Source organism: Stappia sp. ABD4_338 (genome assembly GCF_056312175.1).
In genome coordinates this window covers 3,304,020-3,321,732 of record NZ_CM149982.1, presented here as the reverse complement: position 1 = coordinate 3,321,732, position 17,713 = coordinate 3,304,020, and the positions used below count along the sequence as shown (strand labels likewise).

Sequence of the window (17,713 nt, the reverse complement as noted above, 5' to 3'; positions counted from 1 at the left end):
GGACACGGGGTGCCATCCTGCGCTGCCTTCCGATTCTCCGCGCGGTGCGTCGGAAAACCACATGTGCGTCCGGGAGGTTCCGGGGTGATGTGTCGGCAGGTGAGGGCGAGGGTACCGTCTCGCCGCCCTGTTTCCTGGCAACCCGGGGGCCCGATGTGGAACGCAGCGCAATACGGCAGATCGACTTCGCCCTTCCCAGTCCGCATCTGGAAAGCGCGAACTGGGTGGATTCCTTTGAGAGGATCGTCCCCGCCCCCACGCTCAGCGCGTCGGACGCCGTGGATGCGATGTTCGGCCCAAGGCCGCCTTTGTGGGTGCGCCTGCTGAACGACACGCGAAACCTGATCGTCGGCGGACTGGGCCTGAAGAAGGGGCAGATCTCGGTCGATGAAGGACAGGCCGGGGCGTTTCCGGTCGTCTTCCGGTCACCGGACACGGTCGTGATGGGGGTTGACGACTGGCATCTCGACTTCAGGGTCGTCACCCGGACGCGCCGGGTCCCTGCGGGCACCGCCGTGTCCGTCTCCACGCTGGTCAGGCGCCGGCACTGGTTCGGCTATCTCTACCTTTTCCTCATCACGCCGTTTCACAAGCGGATCGTCAGGCGTCTCCTGTCGAACCTCGCCTGACGCCCGTTTCCCGGTCCGTCATCTGGATGCCGGAAACGGCCGGGTAGACGTCGCTGCGTCTTTCCCTTTCGCCGTGCGCGGGATGCCAGTGGGTGCGCTACCCACTGCATGGCCCTGCCGATCGGGCTCTGATCGAAGCGTGCAAGCTCTTGAAAAACGTCTTCGCGTCGTCCGCTCACGCGTTTGTCAGGCTGTTGCAGATCCGGCGTGCTCCGACAGCAGGTTTCCGGCGATCTCCATGGCCTCCTCGCGAGACGCGGCGAGCTTCATCGGATGCCCCCAGAATTTGGCGAAGGCCACGCCGAAAGGCTTGAACGCCATGCGCTTGGCGGTGCTCGGCTCAATCACGACCGTTGCCAGCACGAGTGTCCGCAGTTCGGCCTTGTGTTTCTTCATCCAGAGCACGGTGCGCTTCTTTTCTTCCTGGCTGTGCTCGTGGTCTTCGGTCGGAGCGTTATCTGTCAGGATCACGAACGGCGCGCCGCGCCTGAAACTTGCCTCCAGCGCCTCGAAGTCCTTTTCGTGATCGTGATCGGGCTCCTCGTCATAGCTCAGCCAGACGAGCGGGAAGTCCGTGCTGTCCAGGGGCATGGTTCGTCTCCTTGCCGGGATGGATGGTTTCAATTCGAGCGGAGGTGACGCAACGACATGATCAGCGCGACCACGCCCGGAAGCGTGACCGCCAACAGGTCCAGGCCAACGAGATGGGGGCCGTCACGCAGGCCATCCGATATGCCGGCGAGCGTGCTCATGAGCGCCGCGTGTCCCTTCTGCCTGAAAGCAATAAGGCAGCCAACTCATGGCGTCATTGCGCAATAACGCCATTATATGTTTCAATCCGGCCAAACGAAGATGCCGAGGCCTTTGATGCATGTCGACGTCCATAGCGACTGGCTTGCGCATGTGGATGAGGTTCCTCGCGCTCTCGTCGCGGCCAACGCCGTTGCCAGTCTCGAGACCTTGAAGCAGTCGCCGCGACACCACCACCGGAAAGCGCAACTGCTTTTCACGGTCCGTGGCGTCATGAACTGCGAGGTCGAAGACGCTGTCTGGATCGTGCCGCCGCACTGCGCCGTGTGGATTCCCGGCGGGCTGCCCCATGCCGCTTTCGGTTCGGGCGAGGTGGAGTGCATATCGCTCTTCATAGAACCTCCCGAGGCTCCGAGCCTGCCGAACGAATGCTGCACGATCACGGTATCGAGCTTTTTCCGTCATTTGTTGATGCGGGCCAACGAGTTGCCGGAGCTTTATGACGTCGACAGCCCGGACGGCCGGATCGTGTCCGTTATCTTCGATGAGTTGGCCGCGGCGCCGGTCGAGGACATCCGCCTCCCGATCCCGAACGATCCGCGCCTGAAGAAGCTCACCGACCTGTTGGTCGCGGCGCCCGCGGATCATGCGACCGTTGCGGAGTGGGCCTCCCGCGTCGCGCTCAGCGAGCGCAGTCTGAGCCGTATGCTGGCGCAAGAGGTGGGCATGAGTTTCGGCCGCTGGCGCCGCCAGTTGCATGTCATCCTTGCCTTGCGGCGCTTGAGCGCCGGCGAGACGGTCCAGGCCGTCGCCATGGATCTCGGCTATGAAAGCGCCAGCAGTTTCGTGACCATGTTTCGAAAGATGGTCGGCAAGCCGCCGAGCCGCTACCTGCTCGAGCGGCGTGAGCTCGTGGACGCCCGGGCGCGGAAAACCCGCCCCTAGGGTGCGCGTGGCAAGGCCCGCATCGACCGGTGCCGCCAGCCGCCCGGTGAGCAGCACCCTGGGCGTGATGGCTGAAAACACAGCCGAAACGCCCCTCGACGCGGCCGTGCGTTCGCTGGTTCTGCATTTCTTCCCGACGTTCTGCGTTCAGGCGCTTTGCTTCGTCAGCCTTCGCTGCAGATAGTCGGAGAATTTCCCGGCATATCGCTGCTGGAGCTCAGGGATCATCCAGTCCCTTCCGGTCACCCGCCCCCGGCAGCGAGCTGTGCCGCAGGCGCATTCCAGTTCCCAGTCGTCGTCATCACCAGTCGCATAGTCAAAGGTAAGCTCTTCGCCGGGATCAATATCGCGCATGGCACGAAACGTGATTTGGCCGACGATCTGCACGTTGGGGTCGCATGAGTGATTGAGACACATCATCGACGCTTCCCGCTCATCCTGCGTTACAGGCCCGATGAACAAATGATCGTCGATCTGGATTTCGGCAGGGCCAAGCGTCCTGGCGAGTTCGTCCCTCGTCTCCCGGTCAAAGACATGACCGCCTTTCACGACGACGGTTTCGCCCGCTTTTATGGAGGCGACGCAGAACAGGCCCCGTCCCTCGATCTCGCTTCCGCGTTTTTCGACCTTTTCCGAAAACCAGGTTGTCAAAGCCCATCTCCTTTCACATCGAGCAGGGGCCACTAGCGTTGTTTTGCTACAGCCGCGTGACGGAGAGGCTGACCCGGCCGTGCAAATCAGTCCTTTTCCGGGCGGACGTCCACGTCGCGTGCGACATCGCTCACGCCGCTCCGGAAGCGGAACGGGTCGTGGCACAGGGCCGTTGGCCGTGACGAAGGCCTGCCCGGCGCGACAGGTTGGTCCGTCTGCTGGAAGAAGCGGGCAAGGCGTGAGGGCAGAGCTTCCTGACGCCGATTATGTGTCTGCTTTGCGTCTCCGAGTCGATCGCACGAGGTATCGGATCCGGCTTTCGAAAGCGGACGCTTTGGCTGGAGGACTGAAAGTCTATTAAGGGCGGGGAGTGGTCGTTCGCTGGCTATGCAGGAGCGTCGTCAATGCGCAGAGAGCGGGCCAACACCGACCGCCTAAAGACTAGAACTTTGGCAGATAGGCACTCAAGCTGACCCTTTAGTTAGCCGACTGAGAGCTGCGTTGAGGACCCTTATCACACATCTAACGCCAATGGTCTTCAGTGTACGGAACCTTCATTTAAAGTAATAATTAGAGGTAGGAACCCCACTGGCGCGTATAGATTTCGAGGTTACTGCAACGCAAGATCGATCCAGTGCTTTCGGTCCTGTGCATGAAGCATAATTCGGCATCCCAGATTTGGAGCTACTCATAGGAGGCAATCGATATCGTCATCTCAGCGGTCTTTGCCTCTAGCTAAGATCGCGTAAGAGTGCCAGACTGCACCAGCAGAGTTATCAATGTGACACATCCTCGAAATGGTAACCGCCTAATATCTATTACAATTTCCGGGGCTGAAACATAAAATGACTTCCAGCAGCAGCTACGACTTGCTCAAGCCGTACGACAAGTACAAGACCGAAATCTGCCTCGTTATCACGCCATATGTCGAAGCAACTTTTTTCGAGACGCTCATCAAGTCAGCTAAGCCACGCAACTTGATCGTAATTGTTGATGATAGCTGTCGGCGTGACGACCTGAGATTAATCAATGATGCTGCGAAAAATGCAGGAACACGAAGCCGTCCCAAGACAGTAGTGACGATACTTGGATCTGCAAGAGGCCTTGTTCATCTCAAGTTGGTCTACAGTGAATTGAAATCTCCTGCTGGCCGCAGCAAGAGACGCGTAGTCTTCGGATCGGCCAATGCTACACGGCAGGGGTTCAGTGGACGAGTAAATTCCGAAATTCTGTGCGACAGTCCGCTGACCCAGACGCACCACAAAGAAATTATAGACTGGTGTGCTGATGTCGTCAGGAAAGCAATTGCGGCGAACGATAGCGGAAGTCACGACTCCATTGAAGAGGTCTTTGGCCAACTGGCGCCTGGCATTGAACTGCGACTGCCCGCGTTCACTTTGGGTCGCAAGCGGAAGCACTTAAGCAGCTTTGACCTTTGGATTCAGCGCGGAAGAATTTTGACAAAATTTCGTCCGGAGCCCACTTTTCTGAAGATATCAGTCCCACTGAGAAAGGGGTTGGGCAACAGTCCCCTGTCGAATATCGCCGCTGAAGTTGGCTTTGCCAGTCCTGAGACTAAGACGCTGAACTTCCACTACATTGGGACGAGCGATGACGATGAACACGACGAACTCGACGAGGATGAAGCCGGCTCTGCAGGTCCATGGCGAAGCCAGTATTTTACTTGGACTAATCTCGGTGAATGGTGCTCCGAGGAGTGTTTTCAAAGCCAAGGGAAAAGAGTTTGTCAGCCGCGGAAAGGAATTCCGCAGCCAGAGACTTAATAAATTAAAGGAGTTTCGAAATGAGAAATTCAGGGGCCGTGCGAACGACGTTTTTTTGACGCGGCTTGAGAACCTTTGGAGCCTCTTTGGTGAGGATGCGTCGTCCTACCTCAAGGGCGATGCTCAATTGGACAAGGCACACTATGCCAAAATGTTTGAAGAGCGCGTCGATCGCGATCTAGGTATGCTCGATGATGAAGACTTCCGTGATCGTTACCTCCGGGGCTACGAGATCACTGAACTGCCTCGCTTCCAGAACGATGCCAGGGGCTGGAACAATTTCATGGAGAGTATTGCAAAAGAGATCTGCTATCAGAATCGGAAGCAGCAACCTCGCTCCAAAATTCTTAAGGCAATCCGAGAGGTTATGGACCATCGCGACGATTTTCCTTTGGATGAGTCATCCACACTGCTCCGGGTTCTGCGTGAAGAATGGGGGGGCTTAGAGCCTAGCTCCGGTGCGTATGATCTAAATTTAGGTATCATTGCTAAATATCACGAGCTCTGATCCGCAGGATCCTGACAGGTCTAATGGCAGCACGCCACTTGTGTCTCAGACTCGTCGACTGCTCCTCCCACGGTTATCTACTTGCAGGACGTAAGTTAGGGTTGGAAAGGTGCGGCAGTGGCCTGGAACTGGGCATTCCTCGTGCCACGCTGGAAGGTCCGCAATGGGCCGAAAGCGACCATGCGCCTATTGGGCACGCATTTCTGCTTCGCTCATCGGGGGGGCGAAACCTGCCAATCCCCCACCAATCCCATCATACCTTATCGGAAGCGAAGCGCGTCCTGGCGCATGGCCGGTGGGTGTGGCGAGCGGTCGATCCCGCACGTCGGGACATGTGCAAACCCGAAGGGTCATGGCCCAATGAGGTGCCATGTGGCTGATAATAAACGATATAATGTGTGAATCAGGGGAAAATGGCGGAGAGAGAGGGATTCGAACCCTCGATACGGTTTCCCGTATACACGCGTTCCAGGCGTGCGCCTTAAACCACTCGGCCACCTCTCCGCAGCCGGTCCGCCGTTTCCTGCGCCTCCCGTGGTTCGGGGAGGGCTGGCGGGCCTCTTGCAGGTCCCTGACGCGGCATGTCACCATGCCGTGCGTCGTGAGCGATGGGCCGTGACGAAGCACGCCCGCCCAAGGCCTGCAGGTGGCGCAATATACCCGTGAGACGCCGTCATGCAAGCGCCCATCGGCGCTTTCCTTTCGCTTTTCAACATCCCGTTTCGACACCCGCCGCCGTCCGCCTTGCCATTAACCCCGCCAGCCGTCCCGGCTCCCGCCGCTTGCGCCCGCGTTGCGCGCGTTCGCCCGTCGGCCTATGGTCGCGGACGAAAACGCCCCCGTGTCCGCACGGGGGGCGGGGCGTACCGGGTAAGGACGACACATGATCCGCTTTCTGCTGCGCATTCTGGGGCTGTGGCTTGTCGCGCTGGCGCTCGTGGCGCTGGTGATCGATGCCACCGGCTCCATCGCCGCGTCGGCCTGGGTCTTCACGCCGGCCGGAAAGTACTGGTTCGACTTCGACCCTGCCTCGCTCGGCCTTGCCCAGGCGGCGGTCCAGCGCCATGTCTCTCCCGTGCTCTGGGATCCCGTGATCCAGACGCTGCTGGAGGCTCCCGTGTGGGCCGTGGCCGGTCCGCTGGGCTTCGTGCTGCTCTGGCTGGGGGATCTCGGCCGCCGCCGGCGGCGCCGGGGCGATGCCCTGCCGGCCTGAGGCGGCGTCCCGTTCAACCGTGCGTCCCGCGCCCGCAGGAGGTCCACATGTCGTTCATGACCATGCTCAGCAAGAAGTTCAACCTCGTCGACCGCTCCGAGGCGCTGCCCGGTCGCGAGGCGGCCATCGTCGCGCCGGGACGGCACACGGTGAACGGCGAGCCGATCGACCGTCCCGCCGAGGGAGCGCTGGAAGAGGTGCTTCTCGGGCTCGGCTGCTTCTGGGGCGCGGAGCGCCTGTTCTGGTCCCTGCCGGGCGTCGTCGTCACGGCGGTCGGCTATGCGGGCGGCTATACGCCGAACCCCACCTATCACGAGGTCTGCACCGGGCGCACCGGCCACACCGAGGCGGTGCGCGTGCTCTTCGATACCTCGGTCCTCTCGCGCGAGGAGCTGTTGCGCCATTTCTGGGAAGGACACGACCCCACCCAGGGCATGCGGCAGGGCAATGACACCGGCACCCAGTACCGTTCGGCGATCTATTACGCCACGGACGGGATGCGCCAGGCGGCCGAGGCGACCCGGGACGCCTATGCGGCGGCGCTGAAGGCGGCCGGCAAGAGCGCGTCCATCACCACCGAGATCCGGCCGATGGAGGCGTTCTACTTCGCCGAGGACTATCACCAGCAGTATCTCGACAAGAACCCCAATGGGTACTGCGGGCTGGGCGGCACCGGCGTCTCCTGTCCCGCGCCCGCCGCCGGCTGAGCATCGCCGCGCGCCCCGGCGCGGGGGGCCTTGTCCGCTCAGGCGCCGGCGTTCTACGCAGTCCTCCCGAGCAGCGCCTTCAGCGGCTGTTAACCAACGCGCGCCGATAGTTTCCGCGTCCCGGAACGGGCGCGCAGGTCCTCGTCGGTCATGCCTCGGGCACGGCCGGTCCCGCGCTGTCGCGACACGGGTGCCGAGCGTGCAACGAGCCGGAAGGAATCCGATGACGGGAGAAGGCGCGACAACCGGACACGACGTGCTGGCGCGGATGCGCGAGGGCGTGGGGCGGGCGCTGGTCGTCTTCATCTGGGTTTCCGTTTTGGCGGTCATGGCCGTCGGCTGGACGTCTTCGGCGGTCTCGCCGGTCGTGGTGGTCGCCTCCGCGCTGTTGCTCGGAGCCTTTGCCACCGCCGTCTGGCTGCGCGCGGATGCCGGTCCGCGCACGCGCATCGCCACGGCGCTTTCGCTTGCCGGCCTCGTCGGCCTGACGGTCGCAGCCCTTGGTGGCGGGGCTTCTGGCGGCGGAGCTTCGGCGACGTCCCTGCAGGGCGACGCCCACATGCTTTTCCCCGTCATGCTGGCGCTGCTCGCCGCCTGGATCGACTGGCGCGCGCTTGCAGCCTATGCCGCCGCCGTCACCCTGTACCATCTCGTGCTCGGCCTCGCCGTGCCCGCCCTGGTGTCCCCGGGCGGGGCGGATCCTGTTCGCGTTGCCTTCCACCTTGGCGTGCTTGCGCTGGCGACCGGCGCGCTGGTCTGGCTGACGCGCCATCTTGAAAGCGTCTTCGCCGCGAGCGCCCGTGCACTCGCCGATGCCGAGCGGGCCGGCGCCCTGAGCGAGCAGCAGCGCGAGACGCGGGACGCGCTTGCGGCAAGCGAGCAGGAACGCCGCGCCGAGGTCGAGGCCGCCGTCGCCGGGTTCCGCGACGAGATCGAGGGCGAGCTGGCCCGGGTCGCGGAGCGGATCGCGGCCATGCTGTCCGCCGCCGAGGCGCTTGAGCAAAGTGTCGGCGAAAGCACCGGCCACGCCGGGTCGGCCGGAACGACCGCGCGCAGGGTCTCCGCCACGGTGCGGTCCGTTTCCGCCGCCGCCGAGGAGCTCGATTCCTCCATCGCCGGCATCGTCGACCAGATCTCGCGCACCAACCGCGTCGTCGAGCAGGCCAGTGCCGGCGCCCAGAGTTCGAACGACCGCGTTTCCCGCCTCGCCCAGGCGGCCAGCAAGATCGGCGAGGTCATCACGCTGATCCAGGCGATTGCCGAGCAGACCAACCTTCTGGCGCTCAATGCCACCATTGAGGCGGCGCGGGCCGGCGAGGCCGGCAAGGGCTTCGCGATCGTCGCGGCGGAGGTGAAGGAGCTTGCCACCCAGACCTCGAAGGCGACGGAAGAGATCGGCGGCCAGATCGCCGCGATCCAGTCCGAGACCGGGCTGGCGGTCGACTCGATCCGCGAGATCGCCGAAACCATGCAGGAGGTGACGGGCTACACGTCCGCCATCACGGCCTCGGTCGAGGAGCAGGGCACGGCCACCGGCGAGATCACCCGCAACGTGGCCGAGGCGGCGGCCGGCACCGACGAGGTCGCCGTCGGCATCGATGGGCTCACCGCGCTCTCCGCGCGGGCCACCGACGCGGCGGCCGAGATGCGCGCGGCGGTCGGGGATATCTCGCGCGGAAGCGAGCAGGTGCGCGGCGCCGTCGAACGGTTCCTGGCCCGCGCCTCGGGATGACCCGGCGGGCGCGTGTGAGCGCGTGCCTTTCGGGCGATTTGAAAAAAGAATCCGTCAATTTTTGCAAGATTGAAGCCGGAAATTGCGCGGATGCGGCCATGTGACTCTCTTGCGCCGCGCGCAATTCGGCTTTGCGCCCGGAGCGCGGTGACGTAAGCCTGTTGCCATGCTGCCCGCCACCATCGATCCGAAGATTCGCGCAAGCTTCCGCCGTCGCAACGTCGTTCACACGACCCTGCTGGCCGGTGGTGCCGTCCTGCTGCTGGCGCTGTGCGCCTTCGCGCTTGCCGGTGCCGAGGGCGTGGTCTGGGCGCTTCTTGGCGGGTCGGTGTCCATGTGGCTCGCGACCCATGTCTCGCCCCAGGTAATCCTCGGTCTTTATGGCGCGCGAAAGCTGGGCGAGCACGAGGCGCCGCATCTCCACACGATCGTCCGCCTGCTGGCCGAACGCGCCGGCCTCGCGACACCGCCGGAGATCTACCGCGTGCCGAGCCGGATGATGAACGCCTTCTCCAGCGGCCGTCAGGAGGCATCCGTCGTCTGCGTCACGGACGGGCTGATCGACCGGATGCCGGAGCGCGAGATGGTCGGTGTCCTCGCCCACGAGATCGCCCATGTCGCTCATGGCGACATCCGCGTCATGGTGCTGGCCGACATCGTCAGCCGCATGACCTCGATCATGGCCGTGCTCGGGCTGTTGCTCGCCCTGTCGCAGTTTCCGAAAATCATCAGCGGAAACATGGATTTGCCGCTGGCGGCCATCGGCGCGCTGATCCTGGCGCCCACCCTTGGCACGCTGCTTCAGCTTGCGCTGTCGCGGACCCGCGAGTTCGACGCCGACCTGGGCGCGGCGGAACTGACCGGCGACCCGGAAGGTCTTGCCCGCGCGCTGGCGCGGCTGGAGCGGATGCAGGGCCGGATGTGGGAGGCGGCGCTGCCGCCCGGCGCGCGCATCCCCGATCCCTCGATCCTGCGCAGCCATCCGGAAACGCAGGAGAGGGTGAACCGGCTGATGGCGCTCAAGGCCCGGCCCGAGCGCTGGGTCGACGCCTCGGGCCGCGAACATCGCGCCGGGCGTTCGCCTGTCCCCGATGCGGGGCCGCCGCGCCGCCGCCTGCGCGGCCTCGGTCTGTGGTATTGAGCCGGGGAACCGGTCCGGCGCGCCGGCCTCAGCTCATCCAGCGCAGCACGCGCTCCTTGACCGGGTTGACGAAGGCGCGGCCCTCCGCGCCCGAGCGGAACCACTCGTCCTTGAGCTGCATCCACCAGCGCCCCTGCGTGTCGGCGTCGTTGATGAGCATGAGCCTGGGATTGTGCTCCAGGCCCTCGCGCTGCTGGACGACGACCCTCCGGTCCTGGTCCAGGAACACCGTCATCAGGTGACGAATCAAGGGCTTGAACGGTGCGACCCAGCCCATGCTGGCCCAGAACATCTGCCGCACCTCGGTGTTGGAGGCGTCGATCGGCGTGATCGTGGTGAGCCCGACCACGGTGTGGCGGCTGCCCTTGATGCTCTCGATGCGCAGGCCCGGCAAGGCGTAGCTGATCTCGGTGGTCACGTCGTCGCCCAGGATCTTGTAGGCGATGTTCTGCGGCGGAAGCTTGTGGCGCACCATCGCCCAGCCGAGGCCGGAGGGCGCGAAGTGCTTCTCCTTCGGACGCAGTTTCGTGGCGTTCTTCTTGAACCACCACGAGGTGTGCACGAAGGCCGCGTGCGTCGGGTCCATGAGGCCGAGGGCCGCGTGATCGACCGAACAGACGAAGGGCAGCATGATGGCGAGCCGCGGTCCGTCCTCCGCCGCGACGTCCGGCAGCAGCGGCGGCTCGGGCTGCCGCCCGTCCTCGGGACGCTCGCCGTTTTCCGGAAAGTAGATCCAGATCAGGCCGTTCTGCTCGCGCGTGGCATAGGCGCCGCAGGAAATCTTCGAATAATCAATGGTTTGCGCCGCATGTGTGGAGGGAATGTCGACGCAGGTTCCTTCCGTGTCGAACTTCCAGCCATGATAGCAGCATTGCACGGTCTCGCCGTCGAACCAGCCATGGCGCAGCGGAATGCCCCGGTGCGGACAGATGTCGCGCAGCGCGAAGACCTTGCCGTTCGCGGCCCGTCCGATGAGCACCGGCTCGCCCATGAGCGTCTTGCCGATGGTCTTGCCGGGCTTCACTTCCGAGCCGGGGCAGGCGACGTACCACAGGCCGCGCAACAGGTCTGCTTCGAGCTTGTGCATCTTGCGAAAGTCTCCGGATGGAAGGCGGCGGACGGGAAGGAGGGTGCCCGCTCGGTCCGGCTCATGCAAGCGTGCCGGATGTCGCGGGTGGAGTGACGTCGGGGCGGGCCCGAAGGTCCGGCGAGCCAGACGAAAAAGGCGCGGTCCGTTGCCGGAACGCGCCTCCTCGAAGTCTCGACGGGTCGCCCCGGATCAGGCCGCGAGCGCGCCCTTGGCCTGCTCGATCAGCGCCTTGAACGCCTCCGGCTCGCGGATCGCGAGATCGGAGAGCACCTTGCGGTCGACCTCGACGCCGGCCTTGTTCAGGCCGTCGATGAAGCGCCCGTAGGTCATGCCCTGCTCACGCACGGCGGCGTTGATGCGCTGGATCCACAGCGAACGGAAATTGCGCTTGCGGGCCTTGCGATCGCGATAGGCATACTGGCCGGCACGCTCCACCGCCTGCTTGGCGACGCGGATCGTGTTCTTGCGGCGACCGTAGTAGCCCTTGGCGGCCTTGATGACCTTCTTGTGCTTTGCGTGGGCGGCAACGCCTCTTTTGACACGCGACATGGATCAGTCTCCTTGAAAAGTCAGAACGCCGTCAGGCTCAGCCGTAGGGCAGGAACTTCTTGACGATGCGGGCATCGGGCTCGGCGAGCGTCGTCGTGCCGCGTGCATTGCGGATGAACTTCGTCGAACGCTTGATCATGCCGTGACGCTTGCCCGCCTGGGCGGTCTTGACCTTTCCGGTCGCGGTCAGTTTGAAGCGCTTCTTCGCTCCGGACTTCGTCTTCAGCTTGGGCATTTTGCATCCTTGGTCGTTGCGCGGCGCGCGCGAACGCGAACCGCTCATGGTTTTGGAAGCTGTCGTGAGCCGCCACGGCATGCCCTTGTCATGCGCAACCCGCATATCCGGCGGACGAACGTCCGCAAGACACTGCGGTCCCGCAAAGCCGGGCGGCTCGGGACACGGGCTTATAGGCGTGCTTGAGGAAAAACTCAAGCCCCGTGCCGCCCCTGTTTTCGGGGGCGGATGCGGGGGCGAAAACGCGAAGGCCCGGACGTTGTCCGGGCCTTCCGTATCCGTGCGACGGCGCCGGCCGTCCGGTGCGTCAGCGCACGACGGGCGCGAGCACCATGACCATCTGGCGACCTTCGAGGCGCGGGTGCGACTCGACCTTCGCGAACTCGGCGGTTTCGTCGCGCACGCGGTTGAGCAGCGCCATGCCGAGATCCTGGTGCGCCATTTCGCGGCCCCGGAAGCGCAAAGTGACCTTGACCTTGTCGCCTTCGTCGAAGAACCGCTTCATGTTCCGCATCTTCACCTCATAATCATGGGTGTCGATGTTCGGACGCATCTTGATTTCCTTGATCTCGACGACCTTCTGCTTCTTGCGAGCCTCAGAGGCCTTTTTCTGGCTCTGATACTTGTAGCGGCCGAAGTCGAGAATCTTGCAGACCGGAGGCGAGGAGTTCGGAGCGATCTCCACCAGGTCTAGACCGGCTTCCGCGGCCATCCTCATGGCTTCATCCGTCAGGATGACGCCGAGGTTCTGACCTTCGGAGTCGATGAGCTGAACTTCCCGAACGCGGATCTCTTGGTTCGTGCGCGGGCCTTCCTTGGTCGGCGGCGGTGCGCGATATGGACGGCGAATGGTCGCGATCTCCTCTAATGTTTCACCTGTAACGTGCGAACCGGCTGTCCGTTCCATGACGGGACGTCCGATCCGACGGCAACCAGCAGCGCAACGTAAAATGCCCCGTACGCCGGGCGCCGGGGAAACCTTACGCGCCTCGTTGGCCGCTTCAAGAAAATCCAGCGAAACCGCCCGGAAGTCAACCTGAATCGCGACCGCTCCACCGTCCGTAGGCCCTTTGGCGAATGTGAACGCCCTGTCTCGACCGGCCGTTGCCTCCTACCCCCGGCGCGGCGGCGCGAGCAGGGTGTCATAGACCTGAAGTGTCGCCGCGCACATCGTCTCCACGGTGAAGGAGGCCGAAACATGGGCCAGTGCGCGCTCCGTCACCTGAGCGCGCTGCTCGCCCGACAGGGCGCCGATGGAGGCGATCGCCCCGGCCATGGCCGCCGCGTCGCCGGGCGGAACGCGCCAGCCCGTGCGCTGGTCCTCCGTCACCTCCGGTGGGGCAAGCACCGTTTCCGGCGCCGCGCCCAGATCCGTTGCGATGACGGGAACGCCGGCCGCCTGCGCCTCGACCGCCGCGCGCCCGAAAGCCTCAGCCTCCACCGAGGCAACCACGGCAATGTCGGCAAGCGACAGGGCCGCCGCCACATCCGCGCAATGTCCCACCAGCCGAATCCTGTCGCCAAGGCCGGCCGCCGCGATGCGCGTCTGCAGATCGGCGACATAGTCGTCGCGCCCCTGCGCATCGCCGGCCAGGATGCAGGTCCAGCGGTTGCCTCCCTCGCGTGACAATCGGGCGAGTGCCTCGATCAGCACTCGCTGTCCCTTCCAGGCGGTGAGACGCGCCAGGTTGAGGATCACCGGTTCCCCCTCCGCGAGCCCCCAGGCCCGCGCCAGGTCCCGGCGACGGTCCTGCGTGACGGAACCGCGCGCCAGGGCCGCAAGGTCCGAGCCCCTGTGGATCACGGTGATGCGCGGACGGGCGAAAGGATGCCGCTCGGCGATAAGGGCGGCGGTGTATCGGGAGTTGGCGATCACGGCGTCGCCGCGTGCCATCACGGAATTGTAGAACGCCTTCAGCGCGTTCGACTGGTTGTAGATGCCGTGGTAGGTGGTCACGAAGGGCACCCGGGCCCTGCGTGCCGCCCGAAGCGCCGACCACGCGGGCGCACGCGAGCGCGCATGAACCAGGTCGACCTTTTCCCGCGCGATCAGGCGACCGAGGTCCCTTGCATTCCTCCACAGGGTCAGCGGCGACTTGGCGGCGAGCGGCATCTCGACGTGGGTGGCGCCAAGCGCCTCGAGTTCCGGCACCAGCCGTCCGCCGGCGGAGGCCACGAGCGCGCGATGCCCCTCCGAGACGAGACGCGCGGCCACGTCGAGCGTGGTGCGTTCCGCGCCGCCGGTCTCGAGCGCCGGGATGACTTGCAGGATCGTGCGGGGTGTCACGGGCGGCTCCGGTGATGAAGGAAGAGGCGTGAGGAAACTTTTCAAGCCCGTCGGTCTGTGCCACACGAGACCGGCTCCGGCAAGCGGAGCGCCGAGGTGAAACGAGCCAGGAGACGATGCCCATGAACGCCGATCACAGCCCCGAGGCGGCGGGCCGGAAGCCCGAGTTCATCACCGTGGGCGAGGGCGCGCGGGCCCGCCGGATCGCCGTCCTGCGCGACGATGGCTTGCCGGGCCGCGCGGGTGTCCTGTGGCTGTCGGGCTTCAAGTCCGACATGGCCGGAACCAAGGCGGAGGTCCTGAGCGACTGGGCGGGGCGGACGGGACGCGCCATGACCCGTCTCGACTATTCCGGCCACGGCGTTTCGGAAGGTGACTTCGAGGAGGGCACCATTTCGGCGTGGGCGGAGGAGGCGCTCGAGGTCTTCGATCGCTACTGCCGTGAGCCGACCGTGGTGGTCGGGTCCTCCATGGGCGGCTGGATCGCGCTCCTCCTCGCCCGTGCGCTCAAGGCGCGCGGAGGTGTCGGCAAGGCCGGCGGGCGCCTCGCCGGCATGGTGCTGATCGCGCCGGCGCCCGACTTTACCGAGGAACTCATGTGGAAGCAGGAGTTCACCGACGAGATCCGCGAGACCATCCTGCGCGAGGGGCGCTACTCGAAGCCCTCGGACTATGGCGAGCCCTATGTCATCACCCGCAGGCTGATCGAGGACGGGCGCGACAACCTCGTGCTCGGCGGGCCGATCGAGACGGGCTGCCCGGTCACCATCCTTCAGGGACAGAAGGACGACGCCGTGCCCTGGCAGCACGCGCTCAGGATCACCGAATGCCTGGCGCTCGACGACATGGTGCTGACGCTCGTGAAGGACGGCGACCACCGCCTGTCCCGCCCGCGGGATCTGGAGCGGCTGGTCGCCGCCACGGCCGAGCGCGCGGCGGCCGCGGAAGAAAACTGACGCTTTCTTTGCGCCAAGTCCTTGCGGGGCCATCGCATCGTCGCATTTCTCCAAAAGGCTTCAGGCCCCATGATGGGGTTTTGAAACCGATACGGAGGGCGATGACACATGCAAGGGCGCAAGCGGTTCGTTCTGACCATTGATGGTGGCGGAATCCGGGGGCTGATCCCGGTCCGTCTGCTCGAGACCATCGAGGCGCGGCTGCGAACCTCGGGCAAGGACGGCCCGCTCCATCGCTACTTCGACATGATGGCAGGCACCTCCGCCGGAGGGCTGATCGCGGCGAGCCTCGCCTTGCCGCGTCCGGAGGACGCCGGCGGCACGCCGGTTGCCTCCCTTCCCGATCTCAGGCGCTTCTTCGAGGTGGAGTGCCGCGAACTGTTCCGCCGCAAGGGCTTTCTGGAGCGCTTCGCGGCAAACCCCATGGCGCCCTTCGATCACAGCTTCGACGAGCGCCCCTTCGAGCGTCTGCTCAAGGGGCGGTTCGGCTGGGCATCGCTTCAGGGCGCGCTGACCCGCGTCGTTCTGACCGCCTATGACATCGCCGCGCGCGAACCGGTCGTCATGGCCAACGGGCTTGGCGCCGACGGCGGGCGGCCCAGCGATTTCTACGCCTGGCAGGCGGTGCGTGCCACGATGGCATTGCCGCTGCACCTGCCGCCCATGCGCGCCGAGAGCCTGTCGGGCGAGGCCGACCGCCTGCTGATCGGTGGCAGCGTCTTCATGGAGAATCCGCTGCTTGCCGCCTACGCCCAGGCGCGAAGGCTGGGCTGGGAGGCGAAGGATCTGGTCATCGTGTCGCTGGGAAGCGGAACGCGCCAGACCCCGCGCGATGAGCGCGCGGTCAGCGGGCTCGATGCGCTTGGCTGGCTCTCTCCGCGCCGCGGAATGCCGCTGCTGTCCGCCATGGCACAGGGGCAGGCGGCCTCGACCGCCGAACTTGCCGGCCAGTTGCTTGCCGATGCCGGTGCGCGGGTGATCCGCCTCGACGGGGACCTTCCCGAGGTCGCGGAGGCCATCGACAACGCCCGGCCCGCCAACATCATCGAACTGAACGGTGTGGCCGACCGCATCATGCGCGACAACACGGTGCTGCTCGACGACCTGGCGGCTGAGATGAGCGAGCGCACGGACTGACGCTTTCCGCCCCCCGGGGTGTAAAAACATGGTTAACCGTTCGTAAATCGGCCCGTGCGACCATGATCGAAGCCGTTTGATTTCCGGCCGCCGGATCTCACCGGCGGTGAACGTCATGAGCGTCTGGCGGGCATTCCCGTCCGGGCGCGGTACAGGGGAGCAGGACCATGCAGGCAATGCGCGGGAAGGCACCGCACGGACCGTCGCGTGGCGTGCTCCGGTCTCTGGCGCTGGCCAGCGTCCTGTCGTCGGCGTTCCTCTCCACCGTGGCCGTCGCCGCGCCCCTGCCACGCGAAAAGCCCGGCGCCGTGGAGGCGGCCGGGATTCTCGGGCAGGACCGGCGCGTCACCACCACGACGATCGCGCCCGTCGCGGCCACGCCCGATGCGCAACCGTCGGGGCGGGGCGCCATCGCGACGCTGGTCGCCCCGCCGCGCCCCCGGCCGGCGCCCGACAACCGGGATCTCCTCGCGTCCGCAGCCGATGCCCCGCTTGCCCTTGTGCCGGCGGCGGTCTCCTCCGGCGTTCCGGCCAGCGTGTCCGCGTCATCGGATGCCCGCGCGCTTTTCGGCGGCGTGAAGGTCGCGGCTCCGCTCGCGGCGCGCTCCATCGGATCCTACGCGCGCGGCTGCGTGGCCGGCGCGGTGGCGCTGCCCGTCAACGGGCCGAGCTGGCAGGTGATGCGCCTGTCGCGCAACCGCAACTGGGGCCATCCCGAACTGATCGACGTGTTGCAGCGCCTTGCCGACGACGCACCGGCGCTTGGCTGGAACGGCCTGCTTGTCGGCGATCTCGCCCAGCCGCGCGGCGGGCCGATGACCTCCGGCCACGCCAGTCACCAGATCGGTCTCGACGCCGACATCTGGCTCACCCCCATGCCCGACCGCAAGCTGAGCCGGGAGGAGCGCGAGACCATGTCGGCCGTGTCCATGCTGAAGGGCTCGTCGGAGCTGAAGGGCGCGGACAGGGGCGTCGATCCGGCGAAATGGAGCGATTCCCGCGCCCGGCTGATCCGCCGTGCGGCGCAGGACGAACGGGTGGCGCGCATCTTCGTGCATCCCGGCATCAAGCAGGCCCTGTGCCGCTTCGAGACCGGCGCGGACCGTTCGTGGCTCAACAAGGTCCGCCCGTGGTGGGGGCACCACTACCATTTCCACGTGCGCATCGCCTGTCCCGCGGGCAGCGCGGGCTGCAAGGACCAGAAGGCGCCGCCCCCCGGTGACGGCTGCGGCAAGGAACTCGACTGGTGGCTCTCCGACGAGCCCTGGGTGCCGAAGAAGCCGAAAAAGCCCCAGACCGCGAAGAAACCGACCAAGAAGAAGCCGGTCCGCCTGTCGAAGCTCCCCGCCGCCTGCACCGAGGTTCTGGTGGCGCGGTGAGGGGCATGGAGTTTGGGGAG

19 protein-coding genes and 1 tRNA gene are annotated in these 17,713 nt (G+C 65.3%); 11 read left to right on the top strand and 9 right to left on the bottom strand.

The genetic code is table 11. The features are described from left to right. Positions 1–89 precede the first annotated feature (89 nt). Complete coding sequence (locus tag ACYX4S_RS14975) at positions 90–629, top strand: DUF2867 domain-containing protein (RefSeq protein WP_476360770.1); 540 nt, start codon at positions 90–92, stop codon at positions 627–629. Positions 630–815: 186 nt separating this feature from the next. Here the strand turns inward: ACYX4S_RS14975 and ACYX4S_RS14970 are convergent, their stop codons facing one another. Beyond that, positions 816–1,220, bottom strand: a complete 405-nt coding sequence (locus ACYX4S_RS14970) for a hypothetical protein (protein WP_476360769.1) — start codon at positions 1,218–1,220, stop codon at positions 816–818. Between the two features lie 29 nt (positions 1,221–1,249). Continuing rightward, entirely contained in the window at positions 1,250–1,381 is a 132-nt protein-coding gene (locus ACYX4S_RS14965) for a hypothetical protein (protein WP_476360768.1), read from the bottom strand. A gap of 115 nt (positions 1,382–1,496) precedes the next feature. Between ACYX4S_RS14965 and ACYX4S_RS14960 the strand changes: the two genes are divergently transcribed. Next, positions 1,497–2,324: an AraC family transcriptional regulator gene (locus ACYX4S_RS14960; protein WP_476360767.1), complete on the top strand. Its 828-nt coding sequence runs from the start codon at positions 1,497–1,499 to the stop codon at positions 2,322–2,324. A 147-nt stretch (positions 2,325–2,471) separates the two neighbouring features. Here the strand turns inward: ACYX4S_RS14960 and ACYX4S_RS14955 are convergent, their stop codons facing one another. Next, positions 2,472–2,975: an SET domain-containing protein gene (locus ACYX4S_RS14955; RefSeq protein ID WP_476360766.1), complete on the bottom strand. Its 504-nt coding sequence runs from the start codon at positions 2,973–2,975 to the stop codon at positions 2,472–2,474. An 845-nt stretch (positions 2,976–3,820) separates the two neighbouring features. Between ACYX4S_RS14955 and ACYX4S_RS14950 the strand changes: the two genes are divergently transcribed. Together ACYX4S_RS14950 and ACYX4S_RS14945 are read left to right on the top strand one after the other, a co-directional pair. After that, positions 3,821–4,759, top strand: a complete 939-nt coding sequence (locus tag ACYX4S_RS14950) for a phospholipase D-like domain-containing protein (protein ID WP_476360765.1) — start codon at positions 3,821–3,823, stop codon at positions 4,757–4,759. A 55-nt stretch (positions 4,760–4,814) separates the two neighbouring features. Further along, positions 4,815–5,267, top strand: coding sequence for a hypothetical protein (locus ACYX4S_RS14945; protein ID WP_476360764.1), 453 nt, complete (start codon positions 4,815–4,817; stop codon positions 5,265–5,267). 414 nt (positions 5,268–5,681) lie between these two features. Here the strand turns inward: ACYX4S_RS14945 and ACYX4S_RS14940 are convergent. Then, a tRNA-Ser gene (locus tag ACYX4S_RS14940) sits at positions 5,682–5,771 on the bottom strand. 379 nt (positions 5,772–6,150) lie between these two features. Here ACYX4S_RS14940 and ACYX4S_RS14935 point away from each other — a divergent pair. From ACYX4S_RS14935 to ACYX4S_RS14920, 4 genes are all read left to right on the top strand, one after another. Further along, positions 6,151–6,480 carry a hypothetical protein gene (locus ACYX4S_RS14935; protein ID WP_476360763.1) on the top strand — a complete coding sequence of 110 codons (330 nt, stop codon included), beginning with the start codon at positions 6,151–6,153 and terminating at the stop codon, positions 6,478–6,480. 47 nt (positions 6,481–6,527) lie between these two features. Then, the gene (gene msrA / locus ACYX4S_RS14930; protein ID WP_476360762.1) at positions 6,528–7,187 is read left to right on the top strand and encodes a peptide-methionine (S)-S-oxide reductase MsrA; all 660 of its coding nucleotides are present in this window, start codon (positions 6,528–6,530) and stop codon (positions 7,185–7,187) included. A gap of 223 nt (positions 7,188–7,410) precedes the next feature. Next, positions 7,411–8,919: a methyl-accepting chemotaxis protein gene (locus ACYX4S_RS14925; RefSeq protein ID WP_476360761.1), complete on the top strand. Its 1,509-nt coding sequence runs from the start codon at positions 7,411–7,413 to the stop codon at positions 8,917–8,919. Positions 8,920–9,085: 166 nt separating this feature from the next. Further along, complete coding sequence (locus ACYX4S_RS14920) at positions 9,086–10,060, top strand: zinc metalloprotease HtpX (protein ID WP_476360760.1); 975 nt, start codon at positions 9,086–9,088, stop codon at positions 10,058–10,060. Between the two features lie 28 nt (positions 10,061–10,088). Here the strand turns inward: ACYX4S_RS14920 and ACYX4S_RS14915 are convergent, their stop codons facing one another. From ACYX4S_RS14915 to ACYX4S_RS14895, 5 genes are all read right to left on the bottom strand, one after another. Beyond that, a complete protein-coding gene (locus ACYX4S_RS14915; protein WP_293720250.1) occupies positions 10,089–11,147 on the bottom strand; it encodes an aromatic ring-hydroxylating oxygenase subunit alpha in 1,059 nt (352 codons plus the stop codon). Positions 11,148–11,339: 192 nt separating this feature from the next. Then, complete coding sequence (gene rplT, locus ACYX4S_RS14910) at positions 11,340–11,699, bottom strand: 50S ribosomal protein L20 (protein ID WP_293720247.1); 360 nt, start codon at positions 11,697–11,699, stop codon at positions 11,340–11,342. A 37-nt stretch (positions 11,700–11,736) separates the two neighbouring features. Continuing rightward, positions 11,737–11,934: a 50S ribosomal protein L35 gene (rpmI, locus tag ACYX4S_RS14905; RefSeq protein WP_120270265.1), complete on the bottom strand. Its 198-nt coding sequence runs from the start codon at positions 11,932–11,934 to the stop codon at positions 11,737–11,739. Positions 11,935–12,241: 307 nt separating this feature from the next. After that, positions 12,242–12,784 carry a translation initiation factor IF-3 gene (gene infC / locus ACYX4S_RS14900; protein WP_293720335.1) on the bottom strand — a complete coding sequence of 181 codons (543 nt, stop codon included), beginning with the start codon at positions 12,782–12,784 and terminating at the stop codon, positions 12,242–12,244. A gap of 261 nt (positions 12,785–13,045) precedes the next feature. Then, on the bottom strand, positions 13,046–14,221 hold the full coding sequence (locus ACYX4S_RS14895; RefSeq protein WP_476360759.1) for a glycosyltransferase family 4 protein: 1,176 nt from the start codon (positions 14,219–14,221) through the stop codon (positions 13,046–13,048). 122 nt (positions 14,222–14,343) lie between these two features. Here ACYX4S_RS14895 and ACYX4S_RS14890 point away from each other — a divergent pair, with 122 nt between their 5' ends. The 3 genes from ACYX4S_RS14890 to mepA all read left to right on the top strand — a co-directional run bounded on the left by ACYX4S_RS14890 (position 14,344) and on the right by mepA (position 17,693). After that, positions 14,344–15,177 carry an alpha/beta hydrolase gene (locus ACYX4S_RS14890; RefSeq protein ID WP_476360758.1) on the top strand — a complete coding sequence of 278 codons (834 nt, stop codon included), beginning with the start codon at positions 14,344–14,346 and terminating at the stop codon, positions 15,175–15,177. A gap of 108 nt (positions 15,178–15,285) precedes the next feature. After that, positions 15,286–16,314, top strand: a complete 1,029-nt coding sequence (locus tag ACYX4S_RS14885) for a patatin-like phospholipase family protein (RefSeq protein WP_476360757.1) — start codon at positions 15,286–15,288, stop codon at positions 16,312–16,314. A gap of 176 nt (positions 16,315–16,490) precedes the next feature. Further along, a complete protein-coding gene (mepA, locus tag ACYX4S_RS14880; protein WP_476360756.1) occupies positions 16,491–17,693 on the top strand; it encodes a penicillin-insensitive murein endopeptidase in 1,203 nt (400 codons plus the stop codon). Positions 17,694–17,713 lie beyond the last annotated feature (20 nt).